Here is a 560-nt window from a genome sequence, read left to right as displayed (position 1 = left end):
GAGCGCGGCGGTTCGGCGGTGGCCGAGGTGGTCAACACGATGCAGGGCATTTCTGCCAGCTCGCGCAAGATTTCCGAGATCGTGTCGGTGATCGACGGGATTGCGTTCCAGACCAACATCCTGGCGCTGAACGCGGCGGTGGAAGCGGCGCGCGCGGGCGAGCAGGGCAAGGGTTTCGCGGTGGTGGCGGGCGAAGTGCGCTCGCTGGCGCAGCGCAGCGCCCAGGCGGCCAAGGAAATCAAGGGCCTGATCGAGGACTCGGTGAGCAAGGTGGGCGCAGGTTCGCAGCAGGTCGAGCGCGCGGGCGCGACGATGCAAGAGATCGTGGCCTCGGTCAAGCGCGTGACGGACATCATGGGCGAGATCTCGGCGGCCTCGGAAGAGCAGTCCAGCGGCATCGACCAAGTCAACCGCGCGGTGTCGCAGATGGACGAAGTGACGCAGCAGAACGCGGCGCTGGTGGAAGAGGCGGCGGCCGCGGCCGGTTCGCTGCAGGAGCAGGCGCAGCGCCTGGCCGAAGCGGTGGCGGTGTTCAAGATCAATGCCGGCGAAGTGATCGA

At 67.7% G+C, this 560-nt stretch carries 1 protein-coding gene; it reads left to right on the top strand.

Translation table 11 applies throughout. From position 1 onward, the window contains the following. A partial coding sequence (locus HV701_RS26630) for a methyl-accepting chemotaxis protein (protein ID WP_254595262.1) occupies positions 1-560 on the top strand: 560 nt, incomplete at both ends.

Origin of the sequence: Achromobacter pulmonis (assembly GCF_902859765.1) — a bacterium.
Lineage (GTDB): Bacteria > Pseudomonadota > Gammaproteobacteria > Burkholderiales > Burkholderiaceae_B > Achromobacter > Achromobacter pulmonis.
Note: the sequence above shows the minus strand (reverse complement) of the source record. Positions and strands in the feature narration are given on the sequence as shown.